The sequence below is a fragment of the Rhodococcus sp. 05-2254-6 genome (assembly GCF_002258565.1).
Classification (GTDB): Bacteria; Actinomycetota; Actinomycetes; order Mycobacteriales; family Mycobacteriaceae; genus Rhodococcoides.
Genome location: NZ_NOZF01000159.1, coordinates 55,230 through 72,834, shown reverse-complemented (window position 1 = coordinate 72,834; position 17,605 = coordinate 55,230). Strand labels below are relative to the sequence as shown.

20 protein-coding genes and 1 tRNA gene are annotated in these 17,605 nt (G+C 66.2%); 11 read left to right on the top strand and 10 right to left on the bottom strand.

Going from position 1 to position 17,605, the window contains the following annotated elements:
- Positions 1-24: 24 nt before the first annotated feature.
- The gene (locus CH256_RS22380; protein WP_094670583.1) at positions 25-936 is read right to left on the bottom strand and encodes an NADP-dependent oxidoreductase; all 912 of its coding nucleotides are present in this window, start codon (positions 934-936) and stop codon (positions 25-27) included.
- Between the two features lie 99 nt (positions 937-1,035).
- Between CH256_RS22380 and CH256_RS22375 the strand changes: the two genes are divergently transcribed.
- Positions 1,036-1,539, top strand: a complete 504-nt coding sequence (locus tag CH256_RS22375) for a MarR family winged helix-turn-helix transcriptional regulator (RefSeq protein ID WP_217901101.1) — start codon at positions 1,036-1,038, stop codon at positions 1,537-1,539.
- Here CH256_RS22375 and marP read toward each other — a convergent pair.
- Genes marP through nth form a run of 4 tightly spaced genes read right to left on the bottom strand, consistent with a single transcriptional unit; the run spans position 1,536 to position 4,778 of the window.
- Positions 1,536-2,726, bottom strand: a complete 1,191-nt coding sequence (marP, locus tag CH256_RS22370) for an acid resistance serine protease MarP (RefSeq protein WP_094670582.1) — start codon at positions 2,724-2,726, stop codon at positions 1,536-1,538. The genes CH256_RS22375 and marP overlap by 4 nt on opposite strands.
- Positions 2,723-3,409: an NUDIX hydrolase gene (locus CH256_RS22365; protein ID WP_094670605.1), complete on the bottom strand. Its 687-nt coding sequence runs from the start codon at positions 3,407-3,409 to the stop codon at positions 2,723-2,725. The genes marP and CH256_RS22365 overlap by 4 nt, the downstream gene beginning before the upstream one ends.
- A 23-nt stretch (positions 3,410-3,432) precedes the next feature.
- A complete protein-coding gene (locus CH256_RS22360; protein WP_094670604.1) occupies positions 3,433-4,041 on the bottom strand; it encodes a TlpA family protein disulfide reductase in 609 nt (202 codons plus the stop codon).
- 50 nt (positions 4,042-4,091) lie between these two features.
- Positions 4,092-4,778, bottom strand: coding sequence for an endonuclease III (gene nth, locus CH256_RS22355; RefSeq protein ID WP_256989516.1), 687 nt, complete (start codon positions 4,776-4,778; stop codon positions 4,092-4,094).
- 173 nt (positions 4,779-4,951) lie between these two features.
- On the opposite strand from nth, the gene CH256_RS22350 reads away from it, so the two are divergent.
- Both CH256_RS22350 and CH256_RS22345 read left to right on the top strand, forming a co-directional pair.
- The gene (locus tag CH256_RS22350) at positions 4,952-5,221 is read left to right on the top strand and encodes a hypothetical protein (RefSeq protein WP_068054099.1); all 270 of its coding nucleotides are present in this window, start codon (positions 4,952-4,954) and stop codon (positions 5,219-5,221) included.
- A 267-nt stretch (positions 5,222-5,488) separates the two neighbouring features.
- Positions 5,489-6,163 carry a Crp/Fnr family transcriptional regulator gene (locus CH256_RS22345; RefSeq protein WP_027494494.1) on the top strand — a complete coding sequence of 225 codons (675 nt, stop codon included), beginning with the start codon at positions 5,489-5,491 and terminating at the stop codon, positions 6,161-6,163.
- Between the two features lie 27 nt (positions 6,164-6,190).
- Here the strand turns inward: CH256_RS22345 and CH256_RS22340 are convergent, their stop codons facing one another.
- On the bottom strand, positions 6,191-6,982 hold the full coding sequence (locus CH256_RS22340) for an MBL fold metallo-hydrolase (protein ID WP_094670603.1): 792 nt from the start codon (positions 6,980-6,982) through the stop codon (positions 6,191-6,193).
- Positions 6,983-7,040: 58 nt separating this feature from the next.
- Here CH256_RS22340 and CH256_RS22335 point away from each other — a divergent pair, with 58 nt between their 5' ends.
- Positions 7,041-7,895, top strand: a complete 855-nt coding sequence (locus CH256_RS22335) for a Gfo/Idh/MocA family protein (protein ID WP_094670580.1) — start codon at positions 7,041-7,043, stop codon at positions 7,893-7,895.
- 136 nt (positions 7,896-8,031) lie between these two features.
- Here CH256_RS22335 and CH256_RS22330 read toward each other — a convergent pair whose 3' ends face one another.
- Together CH256_RS22330 and CH256_RS22325 are read right to left on the bottom strand one after the other, a co-directional pair.
- A complete protein-coding gene (locus CH256_RS22330; RefSeq protein ID WP_068054093.1) occupies positions 8,032-8,490 on the bottom strand; it encodes a RidA family protein in 459 nt (152 codons plus the stop codon).
- Positions 8,491-8,496: 6 nt separating this feature from the next.
- Positions 8,497-8,664: a DUF4177 domain-containing protein gene (locus CH256_RS22325; protein WP_094638696.1), complete on the bottom strand. Its 168-nt coding sequence runs from the start codon at positions 8,662-8,664 to the stop codon at positions 8,497-8,499.
- Positions 8,665-8,721: 57 nt separating this feature from the next.
- Between CH256_RS22325 and CH256_RS22320 the strand changes: the two genes are divergently transcribed.
- Genes CH256_RS22320 through CH256_RS22310 form a run of 3 tightly spaced genes read left to right on the top strand, consistent with a single transcriptional unit; the run spans position 8,722 to position 12,269 of the window.
- Positions 8,722-10,089, top strand: a complete 1,368-nt coding sequence (locus CH256_RS22320) for a wax ester/triacylglycerol synthase domain-containing protein (protein WP_179272181.1) — start codon at positions 8,722-8,724, stop codon at positions 10,087-10,089.
- Between the two features lie 45 nt (positions 10,090-10,134).
- Positions 10,135-11,142, top strand: coding sequence for an ArsA family ATPase (locus CH256_RS22315; protein ID WP_068054088.1), 1,008 nt, complete (start codon positions 10,135-10,137; stop codon positions 11,140-11,142).
- Complete coding sequence (locus tag CH256_RS22310; protein ID WP_094670578.1) at positions 11,139-12,269, top strand: ArsA family ATPase; 1,131 nt, start codon at positions 11,139-11,141, stop codon at positions 12,267-12,269. Before CH256_RS22315 ends, CH256_RS22310 begins: the two co-directional genes overlap by 4 nt.
- Before the next feature lie 22 nt (positions 12,270-12,291).
- On the opposite strand, the gene CH256_RS22305 is transcribed toward CH256_RS22310, so the two are convergent.
- Entirely contained in the window at positions 12,292-12,615 is a 324-nt protein-coding gene (locus tag CH256_RS22305; protein ID WP_008712729.1) for a WhiB family transcriptional regulator, read from the bottom strand.
- 294 nt (positions 12,616-12,909) lie between these two features.
- Here CH256_RS22305 and CH256_RS22300 point away from each other — a divergent pair, with 294 nt between their 5' ends.
- Entirely contained in the window at positions 12,910-15,258 is a 2,349-nt protein-coding gene (locus tag CH256_RS22300) for a penicillin-binding protein (protein WP_094638699.1), read from the top strand.
- A 63-nt stretch (positions 15,259-15,321) separates the two neighbouring features.
- Here the strand turns inward: CH256_RS22300 and CH256_RS22295 are convergent, their stop codons facing one another.
- Positions 15,322-15,786, bottom strand: coding sequence for a GatB/YqeY domain-containing protein (locus tag CH256_RS22295; RefSeq protein ID WP_094670577.1), 465 nt, complete (start codon positions 15,784-15,786; stop codon positions 15,322-15,324).
- Between the two features lie 206 nt (positions 15,787-15,992).
- On the opposite strand from CH256_RS22295, the gene CH256_RS22290 reads away from it, so the two are divergent.
- The 3 genes from CH256_RS22290 (at position 15,993) to CH256_RS22280 (ending at position 17,565) form a co-directional block, all read left to right on the top strand.
- A complete protein-coding gene (locus CH256_RS22290) occupies positions 15,993-16,931 on the top strand; it encodes a metallophosphoesterase (RefSeq protein WP_231893981.1) in 939 nt (312 codons plus the stop codon).
- 17 nt (positions 16,932-16,948) lie between these two features.
- A tRNA-Pro gene (locus CH256_RS22285) sits at positions 16,949-17,022 on the top strand.
- Positions 17,023-17,139: 117 nt separating this feature from the next.
- Complete coding sequence (locus tag CH256_RS22280) at positions 17,140-17,565, top strand: SRPBCC family protein (RefSeq protein WP_068054078.1); 426 nt, start codon at positions 17,140-17,142, stop codon at positions 17,563-17,565.
- Positions 17,566-17,605 lie beyond the last annotated feature (40 nt).

The following is a 17,605-nucleotide window of genomic DNA, read 5'->3' as shown; positions in this document are numbered from 1 at the left end:
CGCTCGATTACGCGCGGCGGTGGGTCACCGCATGGTGACGACGACCTTGCCGCTTCCCCGCTCGGCCACGGCGTGGGCGTCGGCGATCTGGGCGAACGGCAGAGTGTGGTCGACCCGGGGCAGATAGATTCCGCGTCGGCCCAGCTCGGAAGCGCGCTCCAACAACTGAGACTCGTTGCGAGCGTCGATCTTTCGCGCACCCAGACGTTCGGCACCCTCGGCGTCCAGGACGGTCACGACGCGGGCGGGGTCGCCCACCAACGTGATCAGGTCCTCCGGCAGAGATGACGGCGCCGTGTGCACAGCCGCGTCCACCCCGCCCGGCGCGAGGAGGGCGACCCGTTCGGCAAGCCCCGGACCATAGGTGGTCGGCCGTACGCCGAGGCCGATCAGATAGTCGTGATTGCGCGGGCTTCCGGTTCCGATCACCTCGGCCCCCGAATCCCTCGCGAGAACACTCAGGGCGGTGCCCACTGCTCCGGAAGCGCCGTCGATCAGTACGGTCTTCCCTTCCAGACTCCCGAAGACCTCGAGAGCCTCGATGACCGCGGATGCCGTGCTCGAAGCGAGCCCGGCGGCCGCAGCGTGCTCGATGCTCCAATCCGAGGGTGCACTGCTCCACGCGGTGAGTACTGCGTACTGCGCGGTGGTGTCACTGATCCCACCGACGCCGAACACGACGTCTCCGATCTGCGTACCCACAACCCCCGGTCCTACCTCGTCGACCACTCCGGCCGCGTCACGGCCGGGGATGGCGGGCAGATCGAGCGGCACCACATCACTCAACCGACCGGAGCGCAGCAGATAGTCGATGGGGTTGATGCTCGCGGCTCCGACCTCGATGCGAACGGTGTTCGCCTCCGCGTGAGGTTCCGGTGCGTCCTCGACCACGAGTATTTCGGGGCCACCGTAACGGTGGTATCGCGCTGCCTGCATCTGCTTCTCCGTACTACGCATCGGGTGCGAGATTACTTCCCGCGGAAAGCAATCTACCCGAGAATACTTTCCGTAGCAAGCAACGGTATCGTGTAACCCGTGTCCGATGCCCCGCACCTCTCGCCTCAGGAAGACCGAACCTGGTCTCTGCTCGTGGGAGTGATGATGTGGCTACCGGGCGCCCTCGATGCGTACCTCGGCCACGAGCACGGGCTCACACACGCGGAGTATCAGGTCCTGCGTTGGTTGTCGACGAGCGAGGAAAGCGACGTTCACATGACGCAGCTGGCCGCGGGCGCAGGCGTCACGCCCTCACACCTGTCGCGCATCGTGACCAGGATGGAAAAGAAGCTGTGGGTCACTCGACGAAGCGATTCCGAGGACGCACGACGAACATTGGCACGATTGACCGATGCCGGCTCGCAGGCGGTGGACCGCATCGAGCCCGGGTACGTGCAGCAAGTGCGCCGACGGGTGTTCGAGCACCTCGGCCCCGGCCGGATCGACCAGCTCGAGCAGCTGGCCGAGGCGATCCTGACCCCACTCAGACAAGATTGTGTACATCTGTTGCCCAGCCGGACTTCGCCAGGCCCTGACGACTAGACGACGCAGTCTCCGGTGCCGACCGGCACCGGGGCAGCGAAGCTCTGTGCAAGTTCGTCGGCGATCTCCGACGCGGTCAACACGAATCCGGTGTCGGGGTCGTCGACGGCAGCGCCGAACACGACTCCGAGTACTTCTCCGGACGAGTTGACCAGGGGTCCACCGGAATTGCCCTGCCGCACCGATCCGCGCACGGTGTAGACCTCACGCTGGATGGTTCCGGTGCGGTAGATGTCCGGCCCGCTGAGGTTGATGATCTCGCGGATTCGCGCCGGGCTCGCCGTGTACGGACCGCCGCCGGGGTAACCGAGCACGATGGCGTCGGTACCGGATTCGGCTGGCGTCGGGGCGAAGGTCAGCACCGGTGCCTGCAGCTGTGGAACACGAAGCACGGCAACGTCTTCCTCGGGGTCGAACAGCACGACGTCTGCGTCGAGCGGTCCGTTGGGCGAATCGACGGTCACCTCGGAGGTGCCGGCGACGACGTGCGCGTTGGTCATCACCAGATCGGATCCGACGACGAAACCGGAGCCTTCGAGAGCCTTCTGGCAGCTCGGTGCGATGCCGTTGATCTTGATGACACTCGATTGCAGTTGCACCGGAACAGGTCCCGCTGCGATACCGGAATCGGGCGCGGCGACCTCGGCGACCGGGGTGCGACCGAACGGTCCGATGACGTCCGGCAATCCGGAGGTGTCGAGCAACGCCGAGAATTCCTCGGGTACCTGCCGCAGCCAGTCGGGTGCCACCTGATCGACCTGACCGAGCACCGACGACCCGCGCACCGCACTGGCCACCTCGGGCTGCGAGGACGACGTCAGTGGAATGGCGAGCAGCCACGCAGCGGCGAGCACCGCCACCGCCTGCAGCCCGGCTCCGACCGTACTGTCGACGGATCGTGCTGCGCGCGAATGTATTCCGCTGCGCAAGGCCCGCCCTAGGACCATTCCGGCGACTTCACCGACGATCACCAACACCACGATCAGTGCGATACCGACGAACACCCGCGTCCGCGAACCGTCGACGTGTTCGAGCACGTGCGGTGCCACCAGAATGCCGGCAACGGCACCGAGGACGACCCCCAGAAACGCCAGCGCCGACGCCACCGCCCCCTGCCGCCATCCCGACGACGCCGCCAGCAGTGCGATGGCGATCACCGCGATATCGACCCACCCTGAACCTGTCACCGATCGAGCCTCGCTCCTACCGCAGTCAAGCTGGCCTCCAGATCGCGTATGTCCCCCGTGTCCCACTCGGGCTCCCAGCCCGATACAGCCAGCAGACCCGCCAGGATACCGCCCGTGAATCCCCACACCAGCATTCCCTGCACAGCGAACGCTGGGCCCTGGTAGCCCGCAGGGTGGCGCACCTGGAATCGATTGTCCGGATCGAGCAACTCGCGCAACGGAACTCGCACCACTCGCTCGGTCTCGCCGGGATCGACGACACGCACCGGGGTCGGCCGCTCCCAGTACGAGAGCACCGGAACCACATCGAAGCGCGAGGGCGGAACGTAAATTCCGGGCATCGTCGCCAGCGGGACGACGCCTGCCGGATCGAGCCCGGTTTCCTCCTGCGCCTCGCGAAGAGCCGTGCCGACCGGGCCGTCGTCGCCCGGATCGGTGGCTCCGCCGGGGAAGGCGATCTGCCCGCTGTGATCGCGCAGCGTCGACGCGCGCTGCGTCAGCAGGACGTCGGCGTCGGCGGGCAATCCACCGGGCGAGGTGGGATCCGCGGAGGCGGGGCCGCCGAACAGCACCAGCACAGCGGCGGACCGCGGTCGGTCGGACGGCGGTGCCTGACGCTGCAGCACGGGATTGATGCCGGTGGTGTCGGTCAGTCCGCCGGCCCTGCCTGCCACGTCGAGCATGCGTCCGAGCCAGTCGGGTGCGCTCACGAGTCGACTCCGAGGTTCACGCGTACGGCGTCGGCGATCTCGTCGACGCTACGGAAAGGTTGTGGCAGCACCTTGGCGACAGTGCCATCCGCAGATATCAAAACGGAAACGGGCAGCACGTTGGGTGCTCCGACGGCGGCGACGACGCGGCCGCCGCCGTCCTGAACGCCGGGCAGGGTGACGCCGTAATCGGTCAACCGAGTCAGGCCGTTGGCCTCGTTGGCGTCGTTGTGGACGGTCAGGACCTCGATCTTCTCGCCCGCCCGGTCGGCGTACTGCTGCAGATAGGGCAGCTCTTCGGCGCACGGGCCACACCAGTACGCCCAGATGTTGAGCAAAGCAGGGCGGCCCGCGAGTACCTGCCCGAGGTCGACGTACGAGCCGTCACCGATGCATTCGAGGGTGATGCCCGTCAACGGGCCCGCGGCGTTGCCCGACGCCGTGGGGCACGCGGCGAGACCGGCGTCCTGACGCAGTGGTGCGAGCGCCTCGGGAGTGTCGACTGCACGACGCTCGTCCGTGCTCGGTGTTCGCTGCCCGAGGCCGGGCGAATCCATGGGCTGCGCGGTCGGCTCTTCGCTCCGGGGCCACAGCGCGTAGACCATCCCGACCACCAGGATCAGAGCGACCAGTGACCACCGCAGGGCAGATTTGTTCACGGCACGATTCCGACGAGAGCGAGAAGGTGATCGGTTTCCGGGCCCTTCACCAACGCAGCTGCGGTTGCGGGGTCGGTCGGACCGGTCCCGAACGAGGGGCAGTCCTTGGCGAGGACGCACACCCCGCATGCGGGTGTACGGGCGTGGCAAACGCGTCGACCGTGAAAGATGACTCGATGCGAGAGCAGCGTCCACTCCTTGCGCTCGATGAGTGCGCCGACGGCGTGCTCGACCTTGACCGGGTCCTGTTCCTCGGTCCACTGCCAGCGCCGTACGAGCCGTCCGAAATGGGTGTCGACAGTGATTCCCGGAACATCGAAGGCATTACCGAGAACCACGTTGGCCGTCTTGCGGCCGATCCCGGGGAGTGTGACGAGGTCCTTCAGCGTCGCGGGCACCTCGCCGTCGAAGTTCTCCAGCAACTTCTGCCCGAGACCGATCAGCGAGTTGGCCTTGTTCCGATAGAAGCCCGTGGTGCGGATGAACTCCTCGAGTTCGGTCCGGTCGGCCTCGGGGTAATCACGGGCTGTGCGGTATCTCACGAACAGCGCTGGGGTGACCATGTTGACGCGCTTGTCGGTGCACTGCGCGGACAGGATGGTCGCGACGGCCAGTTCCAGCGGCGTGGTGAAGTCGAGTTCGCAGTACACATGCGGGAAGGCAGTGTTCAACGTCCGGTTCATTCGCCGAGCTCGACGCACCAGCCCGAGGTGCGTCTCCTCGCGTTTGCGCACGTCGGGGCGTTTCGGAGCTGTCGAATCCACTCCACAACTGTACGGACAAGAATGCGTAACGTTCCTCGCGGCAGCAGCGGACCGTGTTTGTATCGAGATCTTTTCGGTGTTAACTGGCCGGTATGCAAGGACTCGCCGTGGTGCTCTTTCCGGTACTACTCATGCTCTTCGCACTCGCGATGGAACGCGTCGAGTTTCGTCTGAGCAAGCTCGGCGTCCGGGAGCAAGAAGTACAGGAATTCCTCGATCAGGCGAGCAAGTCCGAGGTCGCCACTCTGGCGAACGAGGGCTTCCCGCACGCATTGGCCCGGTTCAACACCCGCAAACGCCGCCAGACCCCGCCGCGGACCATCGACACGCGCGACGGCCTGGCCGACCAACGAGCCAGTTGAGCGCGCGTTTCGTCCCATTGGTCGTAATTTGGATGAATTTCGGGTGAACGGGAACACACGCCCGAGTCCTCTGGCAACCTGTGGTGGCGTCGATCACTCGGTTTTCACCGACTCGAAGTAGACTCCCCTGAGGTAATTGTTGTGTTTGATCATCGGATCGGCGTCGACGCCTGAACTGCACCGCAGTTCGGTGCATGGCACGAACTGAGTACAAACGCTTTCGGTGGTGCGGGTTTCCGCGACACCGACATCCCAAAAGGAGCGCAAGTGGACGACGTCCTGGCACGGGCCGGCATCTTCCAAGGAGTCGAACCCTCTGCGGTTGCGGCACTGACGAAGCAGCTGCAGCCTGTCGATTTCCCCCGTGGGCACGTGGTGTTCAACGAGGGTGAGCCCGGAGACCGGCTCTACATCATCGTTTCGGGCAAGATCAAGCTCGGGCGACGCTCCCCCGACGGCCGCGAGAACCTGCTGACGATCATGGGACCGTCGGACATGTTCGGTGAGCTGTCGATCTTCGACCCCGGCCCCCGTACGTCCTCGGCCACCACGGTCACCGAGGTCCGCGCGGTCAGCATGGACCGTGCTGCGCTCAAGGACTGGATCGATCAGCGCCCCGAGATCGCCGAGCAGCTGCTGCGCGTACTGGCTCGCCGGTTGCGTCGCACCAACAACAACCTGGCCGACCTCATCTTCACCGACGTTCCCGGACGTGTCGCGAAGGCGCTGCTCCAGCTGGCCCAGCGCTTCGGCACCCAGGAAGCGGGATCGCTGCGCGTGACCCACGACCTGACGCAGGAAGAGATCGCTCAGCTCGTCGGTGCCTCTCGCGAGACCGTCAACAAGGCACTGGCCGACTTCGCGCACCGCGGCTGGCTGCGTCTCGAAGGCAAGTCCGTGCTGATCTCGGACTCCGAGCGGCTGGCACGCAGAGCTCGCTAGGCCGAGTTCCGTCGAGACAGCTGCTCGCTAGCTCTCGCGGAGGTAGGCCAGCTGCGTCTTGACCGACATCCGCGCAGCCGGCCACAACTTCTTGTCCACGTCGGAATAGACGTGCCGTACCACCTGCATCGGTTTCGCGTTCTCGCCGATCTCGGCGAGCGCCGAGCGAACCTGATCCAGCCGCTGCCGACGGTGGGCGCGATACGCTCGCGCCACCTCGGCGGTGTCCGGCAACTCCGGCCCGTGCCCGGGAAGTACCGTCTTCCCCGCACCGGCCGCCTCGAGCCGGTCCAACGACTGCAGATAGTCCGCGAGCGAACCGTCCTTCGGGTCCAGCACCGTCGTGCCGCGACCCAAGACGGTATCTCCCGTCAGGATCGCGTCGTCCAACACGAAACACACCGAATCCGCGGTGTGACCTGGCGTGTGCAGAACCTCGATACGCAGCCCGGCAGCCTCGATGACCTCGCCGTGGGCCAACGTTGCGCCGCCCCCGTGCAGGAACTTCTCCCCTACCGCACGCACCGGCGCCGCCGTCTTGCGGTGGAACCGCTTCAGTCCGCCGGTGTGATCCGCATGTCGATGAGTGACGAGCGTCAGCACCACCGTGCCCGACGCGGCGACGGCGTCGAGATGAGCTTTGTCCTTCGGCCCGGGATCGACGACGATGCATTCGTCCGACCCCGGTGCCTGCAGAATCCAGGTGTTCGTCCCGTCGAGCGTCATCTTGCCCGGGTTGTCGGCGAGCAGAACCGACGCGGTGGGCGTCACCTGCCGGAGAAGTCCGTACGCGGGATGCTGGGGGTTCGAGTCGGCCATGAAAGTACTGTAGGTCGCCTGCTCCACGCCGTGTCCAGGAGGACTACCGTCGATATTCATGAAGGTCGGACTCGTCGGAGCTGGGCCCTGGGCCCGTAAGACTCAAGCCCCCTCGCTACTCGCCCATCCCGCCATCGACTTCGCCGGAGTATGGGCACGCAGACCCGAAGCGGCAGCCGAGCTGGGGGCACCGGTCTTCGACTCGTTCGACGCCCTGCTGGGTGCCGTCGATGCGGTGGCGTTCGCGGTACCGCCGGCCGTGCAGGCCGGGTACGCCATCCGCGCGGTGCAGGCAGGCAAACATGTGTTGCTGGACAAGCCGATTGCCGCAACAGTGGCCGAGGCCGAGGAACTGGCCGCGGCAGTGACGGCCGCAGGCGTCCGCTCGATGGTGACGCTGACGCTCCGGTTCGCCCCGGAGACAAGGCAATTCCTCGACGCGGTCGCCGGGCGACCGTGGGCAGCGGGTTCGGGTACCTGGTTCTCCGGTGCCGTCCTCGGCGGGGCGTACGCGAACTCGCAGTGGCGACACGACGACGGGGCGATCCTCGACATCGGCCCACACGTGTTCGATCTGCTCGACGCCGCACTGGGAACCATTGCACGCGTTGCCTACTCGCACCGTGAGGTGGCGTCGGACAGTTGGACCGTGGTGCTCGAGCACGAGGGCGGTGCAACGAGCACCGTGCAGTTGTCGCTGCGGACGCCGATCATGCCGTCCCTGATGCGGATCGAGCTCAGCGGCACCGACGGAGTCGAGACCCTCACCGACCGCTCGACCTCGTCGACCGACTGCTTCGCCGTCCTGCTGGACGAATTCCTCGAGTCGGTCGACAAGGGTGTCGATCACGAATGCTCGGTACACCGAGGCCTACACCTGCAGAAAGTGATCAGTGCGGCTGCGCCCCAGTGACATGTGCGGCTGCGCCCCAGTGACATGTGCGGCTGCGCCCCAGTGACATGTGCGGCTGCGCCCCAGTGACATGTGCGGCTGCGCCCCAGTGGCGTGGTTGAGTGCCCCACAGGGCACCTAGCCACACCACTGCGCGTCAGCGCAGTTCGACGATGAGCTCCACTTCCACCGAAGCACCGAGTGGCAGTTCGGCGACACCCACGGCCGAGCGCGCATGCTTGCCCGCATCGCCGAAGATCTCACCGATGACGTTCGACGCCCCGTTGATCACCCCGGGCTGGCCGGTGAATCCCGGAGCGGAGGCCACGAAGCCGACCGCCTTGATCACTCGGGCCACCGAATCGATGCCGACGAGCGCGTGCACGGCGGCGAGCGCATTCAGGGCGCAGAGGCGCGCCGCTGCGGTGGCGTCCTCAGCGGTGACGTCGCCGCCGACCTTGCCCACCGACGTCAGGTTTCCGTCCACGATCGGCAACTGGCCGGAGGTGTGGACGAGCGAGCCCACCTGCACCGCCGGGACGTACGCCGCCAGCGGCGGGACGACGTCGGGCAGCTCGATGCCCAGCTCGGACAGTCGTTCGCTCCAATTCGCCACGCGCGCTCAGACCTTCGGGCGCTTGAAGTACGCGACCAACGTGTCTCCGCCGTTGGGTCCCGCCATGATCGTGACGAGCTCCCAGCCCTCGGAGCCGTAGTTGTCGAGAATCTGCTTGGTGGCGTGAATCAGGACCGGCGCGGTGAAGTACTCCCAGATGATCTTTTCGCTCATGACTGTTGAGCCTATCGTTCGGTTCCACCGATGCGGTGCCGGAACTACAGTCGTCGCATGGATCGGCTCGATATCAAGGACGCCATCTATCACTTCGCGCGTGACCGCGGTGATTCTCGGGACCAGTTCTCCCTGACGGCGTTCGACTCGGTCGAACGCCCCGCGCCCTCGTTCGACGAGATCGTCGCCCACGTGGAGGCCCGCGCACCGCTGGTCCCCGGCCTGGGACTGCGGCTCCGGGAGGCGCCACTGAATCTGGACTACCCGCGATGGGTACCCGATACGTCCCCGCTGTCCGAGCGGATGTCGGATCACGACCTCGGCGGTGCGCCCTGGGCCGACTTCGAGATCTTGATGGGCGACCTGCTCCGCACTCGTCTCGATCTCCGAGAGCACTCCTGGCACCTGCACGTGGTCCGTGGAATCGGTTCTGCTCCGCTGATGCAGGGTGCGGTGACGGTGGTGATACTGCAGGTCGGGCACGCCCTGACCGATGGGCTGGGCGTATCGAGGATGGTTCGAGCACTGTTCGAGCCAGTGTCCGCGACAGGTGCGGCTCTATCACCGGAGACCGAGCCCAAGCGAGAGAACGCCGTCGTCAGCACTCTCGGTGCGGTGGTGCGCGCACCGGTCGATCTCGTTCGATCGCGGTGGGAGGCCCGTCGAGCTGTTCGCGCGTACCGGGGGTCGCAGCCCGGCCCGCCCTCGGTGCCGGCCACGGCGCTGAACCAGGCCGTGGGGCCGTATCGAGTCGTTCGCATAGTGCCGATGCAGAAGACGGAAGTCCGCGCGGGTGCCGCGTCGGTCACGGTGTCCGCTCTGTGTGCCGTCGGCTCGTGCCTCGACCAATATCTCGGCGACGGCGACGGCGACGGCGACGAGCCGCTGTCCGCGACCGGAGGCACCGTCGCGGCGTTCGTCCCGATGGCCCTACCGCGCGACGTGGAGTGGCCGGCAGCGAATCGAGCGGTGGTCGGAACGGTCGACCTCCACGTCGGAGAACCCGATATCGCGAAGCGAGCCGAGCTGATCACTCGGTCGCTCGCGGCCGAACGAGCCAGGGTGACGGCTGCACCGTTGCTCCGCGTCGCGCGCGCGGACGAGCGAGTGCCTGCACCGATCGTCCGGTTCGTGCAGGGACGCCGATTCCGACAACACGACCGCTCTCCGTCGCACGTCGGTGCCCAGACGACCGTCGTCAGTGTCGACCGTGGCCGCGCGGACCTCGAGCTGTATGGTGCCGTCGCGCGTTTCTCGGCAGGCTTTCCGTTCCTCGAAGACGGCCGGTGTCTCAATCACGGAATCTTCGGCCTGGGCGACGTGGTGACGATCGCGATGGTCGCCTGTCCCGACGCAGTACCGAATCTCGACGCGTACACCCAGGGATTGGTCGACCGACTCCGCCGACACTCCGAGCAGAGTTAGACACTTCGGTCGGACGCCCGGGGACGACCTCTATATGGTCGGGGTGTGGGCATAGCGAACGAAGAGGGATGGCCGGCGAAGGCAGATGCCGCGCGGCTGCATTTCGTATCCGGTAAGGGCGGGACCGGCAAGACGACGGTCGCTGCCGCATTGGCACTGGCGCTCGCAGCCGGTGGTCGACGGGTGTTGCTGGTAGAGGTCGAGGGCAGGCAGGGCATCGCGCAGCTGTTCGACGTGCCGCAGCTTCCGCCCAAGGAGACACGCGTCGCCTCGGCGGACGGCGGCGGCGAGGTCTACGCACTGGCCATCGACATCGAAACCGCGTTCCTCGAATACCTCGAGATGTTCTACAACCTCGGCTTCGCCGGCCGCGCGATGCGCAAGATCGGCGCCATCGAGTTCGCTACGACCATCGCACCGGGTCTGCGCGACGTGTTGCTGACCGGCAAGGTCAAGGAATGTGTGGTGCGGACCGACAAGAAGGGCAACCGGGCCTACGACGAGATCGTCGTCGACTCGCCGCCGACCGGACGCATCGGAAACTTCCTCGACGTCACCAAGGCCATGGCCGACCTGGCCAAGGGCGGACCGGTTCGTTCGCAGAGCGAGGGCGTGGTGCGGTTGCTGCACTCGGCCGACACCGTCGTGCACTTGGTGACACTGCTCGAGGCGCTGCCGGTGCAGGAGACGGCCGACGCGGTGCGTGAGCTAGAGGCGGCAGATCTTCGACTCGGCGCGGTCATCGTCAATCGCACCGAACCGACCTACCTACCGGCCGAGTCGCTCGAGGCCATCGCCGAGGGCGAGATCGATGCCGTCGCCATTCAGGACGGTCTCGCCAAGACCGGAATCACGTTGTCCGAGGCGGACTTCGCGGGGTTGCTCACCGAATCGATCGAGCACGCGGCAACGCTCTCGGCTCAGGTGGAGAGCGCAACCACGCTCGACGAACTCGACGTCGCGCGGATGTCGCTGCCGATGTTGGCCGATGGTGTCGATCTCGGCGGGTTGTACGAGCTCGCCGCCAAGCTTGCAGAACAGGGTGTCCGATGACTCGATCAGTAGCAACCGAACTCGATGTCGACCGCATCCTGACCGATCCCACGTCGCGGATCGTCGTCGTCTGCGGGGCCGGCGGAGTCGGCAAGACCACCACCGCGGCTGCGATGGCGCTGCGCGCTGCCGAGCAGGGTAGGCGGGTGGTGGTGCTGACGATCGATCCGGCCCGTCGCCTGGCTCAGGCTCTCGGTCTCGGCGATCTCGACAACAGCCCGCAGCCGGTGAAGTTGGGTGCCGGTGCCAAGGGTGAACTGCACGCGATGATGCTGAACATGCGACGCACGTTCGACGAGATGGTCATCGAGCACTCGACGCCGGAGAAGGCCGAGCAGGTGCTGGCCAATCCGTTCTATCAGACTGTGGCGTCGTCGTTTTCGGGCACGCAGGAGTACATGGCGATGGAGAAGTTGGGGCAGTTGTCCCTGGACTCGTCGTGGGATCTGATCGTGGTGGACACTCCGCCGTCGCGCAATGCACTGGACTTCCTCGATGCACCGCAGCGACTCGGCTCGTTCCTCGACGGCCGGTTCATCCGGCTGCTCACCGCTCCCGGCCGCGGCATCACCCGCGTGGTCACCAGCGCGATGAGTTTGGCCATGCGCGGCGTCTCCACCGTGATCGGTAGCCAAATGCTGTCCGACGCATCAGCTTTCGTGCAATCACTGGATTCCATGTTCGGCGGGTTCCGCGAGCGGGCGACGCGTACCTACCAGCTGCTTCGCGAGGACGGCACCAGCTTCCTCGTCGTCGCTGCCGCAGAACCCGACGCGCTGCGCGAGGCGGCCTTCTTCGTGGAGCGCTTGTCTGCGGAGAAGATGCCCCTGGCCGGGTTGGTGGTGAACCGAACGCACCCGACGCTGTCGTCGGTGCAGGCGGATCACGCCGCGACGGCGGCCGATCTACTCGATCGGATCGACGACCCGGGTGCGGATCTGACCGCCGCTGTCCTCCGGATCCACGCTCAGCGCGCCGTCACGGCAGCGCGTGAGGTGCGGTTGCTTCGCCGGTTCACCGGTGCGCACCCCCGCGTGCCCATCGTCGGTGTTCCGTCACTGCCGTTCGAGGTCTCCGACCTCGCCGCGCTGCGTGCAGTGGCCGATCAGCTGACTCGCAAAGGCTGAATCGGCCCTGCCCGGCAGGCGACTAGATGGCTGCTTGCTGCTGACGCTGGGTCTCGAAGAACTCGGACCAGGAGTCGACCTCGGGGTGCTGCTTGAGCAGCGCCCTGCGCTGGCGTTCCGTCATGCCGCCCCAAACACCGAACTCGACTCGATTGTCGAGGGCATCCGCACCGCACTGCATGAGTACCGGGCAGTGCCGGCAGATGGTTGCGGCCTTGCGCTGCGCTGCACCCCGGACGAAGAGCTGGTCCGGGTCAGTGCCCTTGCAACGGGCGTGCGACACCCAGGCGATGCGTGCCTCGGCTTCTTCTACATCGAGTCGCGTCGGCGCGGTTGTCGTGTGCATGCGGATACCCCTTTGCGTTGCGGACGTCCTCGCTGGACGTCCCGGAGGCTCGAAGCAGTTTGTACCTCGTCAGGCGAAGCACAAATTCTAGGAGCTGCCCCACATTCATTATCAAGTGTTATGCGAATCACACCGTGCTCATAATTTAGGTAAAGCGAGCCCCGAATGCAAGACGGCGGGGTCACATTTCTGGTACGGCCGTCCCGAGCAGGGGCGCAGCACACGGCGCATGCAGGCCTCTGCCGGTCCGAGCCACACCCACGTACGCTGTGCTCTGTGTCAGTTGGAAAAACCGTGGCGAAGCTCGCCGGATGTTCAGCACTCGCCGGTGCATTGCTCGCCGGCGTGATGTTCCCCTTGGCCGGTGGGTTCGGGTACGCCTCCAACCGCGCCGCCGATACCGTCGACAACGTCTCGGCCGAGTTGGTGGAGGGCGCAGTGCCTGCCGTCTCGACGATGACGGACGTCAACGGCAATCCCATCGCCTGGCTGTACGAGCAGCGTCGATTCGAAGTGCCGAGCGACCAGATCTCCAACGAGATGAAGCTCGCCATCGTCTCGATCGAGGACCGCCGCTTCGCCGAACACCAGGGCGTGGACTGGCAGGGCACGCTCCGTGCGTTCCTGACCAACACCACCAGCGGGCAGGTCGAGCAGGGCGCATCCACCATCGATCAGCAGTACGTGAAGAACTACCAGCTGCTCGTGGTGGCCAAGACCGACGCCGAGCGCCGAGCGGCCATCGAGACGACGCCCGCTCGCAAGATCCGCGAGATCCGCATGGCGTTGACGCTCGACAAGGAACTGACCAAGGACGAGATCCTCACCCGGTACCTCAACCTCGTTCCGTTCGGCAACGCGTCCTTCGGCATCCAGGACGCCGCCCAGACCTACTTCGGTATCGATGCGAGCCAGCTCAGCGCCGTCCAGGCCGCGATGCTCGCAGGCATGGTGCAGTCCAGCTCCGCACTCAACCCGTACACCAACGAGGAGGGCGTGCTCGAGCGCCGGAACACCGTGCTCGACACGATGATCCAGAACCTCCCCGAACGCGCCGACGAGCTCGCCGCGCTCAAGTCCGAGCCGCTCGGTGTGCTGCCCGTTCCCCAGACCCTGCCCCGCGGATGCATCGCGGCAGGCGACCGCGGATTCTTCTGCGACTACGCACTGCAGTACCTGGCCGAGGCGGGAATCAGCCAGGAACAGATCGACAAGGGCGGGTACCTCATCCGCACGACGCTCGACCCCGCGGTACAGAACTCCACCAAGGCCGCTCTGGTGGAGAACACCAGTCCGAACCTCGACGGCGTCGCCACCGTCATGAACGTCGTCGCGCCGGGCCAGGACCAGCACCGAGTTCTCGCCATGGGCAGCAGCCGCACCTACGGCCTCAATGCCGACGACGACGAGACGGTGCAGCCACAGCCGCACTCGCTGGTCGGCAACGGTGCGGGCTCGATCTTCAAGATCTTCACCACCGCCGCGGCGATGGAGCGCGGACTGGGAACCAGCGCGACGCTGCAGGTGCCCAGGCGCGTCGAGGTCAAGGGCGTCGGCGACGGCGGTGCACGGAACTGCCCGGCAGCGACCTACTGCGTCGAGAACGCGGGCAACTACCCGGCGTCGCTGTCCATCACCGACGCGTTGGCGCAGTCCCCCAACACCGCCTTCGTCAAGCTGATCGAGTCGGTCGGCGTCACCCCGACCGTCGACATGGCCGTTCGCCTGGGCCTGCGGTCGTACAACGACCCCGGCTCGTCGGGCACCGACCAGTCCATGGCCGATTTCCAGAAGGATCAGAATCTCGGCTCGTTCACCCTCGGACCGACCTGGGTGAACCCGCTGGAGCTGTCCAACGTGGCTGCCACCTTGGCCTCGGGTGGCATGTGGTGCCCGCCCACCCCCATCGACTCGATCTTCGACCGCGACGGTAAGCCCGTTCCGGTTGCTCACCAGGCGTGTGAGCAGGTCGTCGAGCCCGGACTGGCGAACACCCTCGCCAATGCCATGAGCAAGGACGATCAGCCGGGCGGCACCTCCGCCGCAGCGGCCGGCTCCGCCGGCTGGACCCTGCCGATGGCAGGCAAGACCGGCACCACCGAGTCGAACAGGTCGTCCGGCTTCCTCGGGTTCACCAACAACTACGCCGCCGCCGTGTACACGTACGGCGACTCACCGACGCCGAGCGAGATCTGCTCGTTCCCGCTGCGGCCATGCAGCTCGGGCAACCTGTACGGCGGTAACGAGCCGGCTCGAACGTGGTTCGACGCCATGACACCGATCGCCACCAACTTCGGACCCGTCGCGTTGCCACCCGTCGACCAGAAGTACGTCCGCGGCTCGGCCAACGGCCAGGTACCCGACGTGACCGGCCAGAGCCAGTCGTCGGCGACATCGACTCTGCAGGGCGCAGGCTTCCAGGTGACGGTGGCCACCACGGCCGACCAGGCGGCTCGCGGCACCGTGGTGTCGACGTCCCCGTCAGGTTCGGCGGTCCCCGGATCGAACATCACGATCTACGTCAGTGACGGTTCGGTTCGACCTGCTCCGGCTCCGGCACCCGCGCTGCCGAACATCCAGATCCCGGACCTACCGCCGGGCATCCAGATTCCGGCGATCCCTGGGATCACGGCACCTCGCTGAGCGGCTCCGCCGCATGTGAGTGGAACCTAGTAGTCCACTACGAGGTTCCACTCACATCGATTGTCACAGGCGGTCTTTGACAGCCTTCGACAGTCGCGATCCGTCGGCCTTGCCTGCGGCGAGTCCCGACGCGATCTTCATGACCTGACCCATCTGCTTCATCGCCGGTCGCTCCCCGAGGTCTTCGGCGACCTGGGCGATCGCGGTGTCGACGATGCTCGCCAATTCCTCGTCGGTCAAGGGCGTGGGCAGGTACTCGTCGATGATCTGCGCTTCGGCGCGCTCGTTCGCAGCGAGTTCGCCGCGGCCGTTCTGCGTGTAGATCTCGGCCGATTCGCCGCGCTTCTTCGCTTCCTTGGCAAGCACTTTGAGAACGTCGTCGTCGGTCAGATCGTGGGCCTCCTTGCCGGAGACCTCCTCGGTCTGGATGGCGGCGAGAATCATGCGCAGCGTTGCCAGGCGAAGCTTGTCCTTCGCCTTCATCGCTGCGGTGAGGTCGGTTCGGAGGCGGGCCTTGAGTTCGGACATGGCGGAAACGCTACGCGGCGCAGTCCTCGGCTCGCACGTCCATATCCGGTTGCTGCCGTATCGTGGATGAGGTGTCCGCACAATTCAGTCCCTCGTTTCTCAGCACGTCGACGCAACTGCGCAGTGCCTCCACACAACTGCGCAGTGCCTCCTCGCAACTGCGCTCCGCCGCAGAGCAGGCGCGCGACGCCGTCAGAGCAGCACCGTTGAAGAGTTCCGTGATCGGAACGGCGGGCGCGGCGGCGTTGGGTCTCGGATACGCCACACTCATCGAACGCAATGCGTTCACGCTGCGTGAGACGTCGATGGCGGTGCTCGAGCCGGGTTCGGCGACGCTGCGCGTACTCCACATCAGCGACCTGCACATGATGCCCGGACAGCGGATGAAGCAGAACTGGTTGCGTGAACTGGACCGCCTCGAACCCGATCTGGTCGTCAACACCGGAGACAATCTCTCGCACCAGCGCGCCGTGCCCAGCGTCGTGCAGGCGTTGGGGCCGCTGCTGGCTCGGCCTGGCCTGTTCGTGTTCGGTAGCAACGACTACTTCGCGCCCAAGCCGAAGAACCCGTTCAAGTACTTCGACAAGAACCACAAGCGCACCACCGGCGACTCGTTGCCGTGGCGCGACCTGCGGGCCGCGTTCTCCGAGCGGGGCTGGCTCGACGTGACGCATGTGCGTCGCGAGCTCGAGGTGGCCGGGGTACGGATCGCGTCGGCGGGCGTCGACGACCCACATCTGAAGCGCGACCGCTACGACACCATCGCGGGGCAGCCCAATCCGCTCGCAGACCTGCGCCTGGGCATCACGCACTCCCCGGAGCCGCGAGTGCTGGACAAGTTCGCTCAGGACGGTTACGACCTCGTCCTCGCCGGGCACACCCACGGCGGCCAGCTGTGCCTTCCGTTCTACGGCGCGCTGGTGACGAACTGTGAGATCGATCGTTCGCGGGTCAAGGGCCCGTCCAAGTGGGGCGCGCACACCCAGCTGCACGTCTCGGCAGGCATCGGAACGTCGCCGTACGCGCCTGCGCGGTTCTGCTGCCGCCCCGAGGCCACCCTGATCACGCTGACTCCGGCCCCGAGAACGGGTCCGAAAAACGTCTCCGACGAGGGCGTTTCGCGTTCCGAGGCAGTCGTGAGTTAGACTTCTCCAGCGGTACACGGGGTGTGGCGCAGCTTGGTAGCGCGCTTCGTTCGGGACGAAGAGGTCGTGGGTTCGAATCCCGCCACCCCGACAGTTGGACCACGAAGAGGGACCCATTCGATTCGATCGAATGGGTCCTTTTTTTCACGCGGTGGACGGCTACTGTGAGTCGACTCTGTCGACCCCGAGCGAACGGATCTCACGACCCATGCCGACCCCCACCCGCGTACACGTCAAGCACCGGTTCGTCTCTCCCCCCGAGGTCGTCTTCGCGGCGTTGTCGGAGCACGAGAACCTCGGCCCGCTCTTCATGGCGAAGATCGGCCGCGTTCGGGACGGTGACACCTCCCGCAACGGCGTCGGGTCGACGCGCAGCCTGAAGCTGGGTCCGCTTCCCGCGTTCGAGGAAACCACGATCACCTCCGAGCCCCATTCGCTGATCGAGTACCGCATCACCAAGGGCGGCCCGCTACGCGGCCACTGGGGCGTGCAGAAGTTCACCCCCACCGCCGACGGCGGCACCGAGCTCGACTACACGATCGGATTCGATGCACCCGTCCCCGGCCTCGCCGCGATCGTCGGTAAAGCACTGACGTCGAGCATCTCGAAGAATCTGTCGACCCTGGCTCCGTAGCGCCGCCACCCGGCGGCAAGTCATACCCGAGTAGGACACC